The sequence below is a fragment of the uncultured Porphyromonas sp. genome (assembly GCF_934359325.1).
Taxonomy (GTDB): domain Bacteria; phylum Bacteroidota; class Bacteroidia; order Bacteroidales; family Porphyromonadaceae; genus Porphyromonas_A.
This window is the reverse complement of the sequence record NZ_CAKRLH010000265.1, coordinates 1-1,797: the sequence shown is the minus strand read 5'-3', so window position 1 is coordinate 1,797 and position 1,797 is coordinate 1. Positions and strand designations below refer to the sequence as shown.

The 1,797-nt window shown below is 59.0% G+C and carries 2 protein-coding genes; both read right to left on the bottom strand.

Annotated features, from left to right (window positions below):
* Positions 1-62: 62 nt before the first annotated feature.
* Entirely contained in the window at positions 63-815 is a 753-nt protein-coding gene (locus Q0F21_RS07640; RefSeq protein WP_297238802.1) for a copper homeostasis protein CutC, read from the bottom strand.
* Positions 802-1,797 (bottom strand): glycoside hydrolase family 2 protein (locus Q0F21_RS07635; protein WP_363282790.1); only part of this gene is annotated, 996 nt, incomplete at its 5' end. The genes Q0F21_RS07635 and Q0F21_RS07640, both read right to left, overlap by 14 nt.

The window sequence follows — 1,797 nt, the reverse complement described above, 5'->3', positions numbered from 1 at the left end:
GGTCGGCTCAGTAGGCCTGTAGACATCAAGCAACTCGGGTGAGAGAACAATATCGATCGTATTCATGATAAAAGACTCTGACGTATGGATGAAATAGCCTCGGCATCGGTCACTCTGTAGTCCCTCTCTGGAACCAGAGCCGTAGACGAGGGTGGAAATGCCGCTGAGGAGTGACGCATGACACTAACCCTCTGCCGTGCAAAGGTACCATGAATCGCAGATACGCCGGTGGACTCCACGACATGACGTGCATTATCAGCCGTTATACCGCTGCCAGCCATGATGCAGATGCGTCCATCGGCCTGCTCCACCAGACTATGGATCTGATCCAGACTGTCAAGGGACGAGGGGGTGCCGCCCGACGTGAGTATGCAGGCAAAGCCGAGGGCGACCGCCTGCTCCAGGGATGCCTCGAGCGATGCCGCCCGATCAAAAGCCCGGTGAAGCGTGACCGGAAGTCCCTCTGCTTCTCGGATCAGCCGGCGGCAGAGCTCCTCGTCCAAGTCTCCATCCGGAGTAAGGGCTCCGAGTGAGAATCCGGCCACTCCCAGTCGTCTCAAGACTCGGATATCCTCCAGCATAACATCGATCTCGGTCTCTGTGTAGAGGAAGTCGCCCGAGCGGGGCCGGATGATCGGGATGATGGGAAGATGACAGCAGCGAAGGGCTGTCGCCACAGTGCCGTAAGAGGGCGTGGTACCACCCTCCGAGAGGGCGGCACAGAGCTCTATTCGGCTCGCCCCACCCCGCTCAGCCTCGAGACATGAAGGGACATCGCCGGCACAATTCTCGATGATGAGTTCACTTTCCTTCATTTCTCAGCAGGTCATTAAGGGTGTGAAAGGTCAGCCTACCCTTCTCCACATCTGGATGAGAGATCTCTATCGTCTTCGTCTCCCCCGGGAGCAGGTCAAAGAAATTATCCGAGTAGAGAGCACCCTGCCAGGGGGACTCAACAAAGAGGTCCTTGATCAGGGTCTCGGCGGTAATGGTGACCGCCAGCCCTCTCTCCGTCAGACGCTCCTCGACCAAATAGCGCGGGCGGGGCAACTTCATCTGGGAGGGACGGACATTGTAGTAGAGCTGGCGAGCGACCTCCTGCCCATAACTATTCCTCACCATCAGCTTTGCAAGGATGGTATCGGAGGTTTGCGGCTTCGGAAGTCGGGTCAGCTCCGCAGAGAAAGGCGTCTCAGTCACCCGGTAGGTATGGTGGGAAGGAGTCACAAGCAGGCTCCCGTCTGTCCGCATCCAGGTCACCTCCACGTCGACAGAGTCCCGGAGCAACGGATCATCGGAGACGAGACAGAGGGCGAGCGAGTCCCCCCGCTCCACCAGGTCGACGATCGTGGGTCGGTAGGCGCGCTCCACCGCATAGTGGAGCGCCTTGTGATTGCCCCAGTAGTCGACGGAGGACCAGCTGACTGTGGGCCAGACATCATTGATCTGCCAGTAGAGCGAGCCGGCGTTATAGGGATAGGCGCGACGGACGGCACGGATGGCATAGCCGGTGGCATCTCGCTGCTCGAGGAGACTCAGGTAAGTGAAGTCGGCAAAGCTCTCGGGCATCGGGTAGTCCTGATCCATATAGAGCCGCAGCCGCTCATTGCCTCCCGGTGAGCGCTGCCGATGCGACACGAGAGGATGGTCGAGGCTGAGGGAGTCTGCCTCCCGGGCAAAGCTCCTGACGGTCTTCATCTCGGGGAAGGACTGCAGCCCGTACTCGCTTGCGAAGCGCCCTGGATTGTGATCAAATGTGGTGTAGTCCTCTTCGCCAAACCACATCCCCCAGTAGTG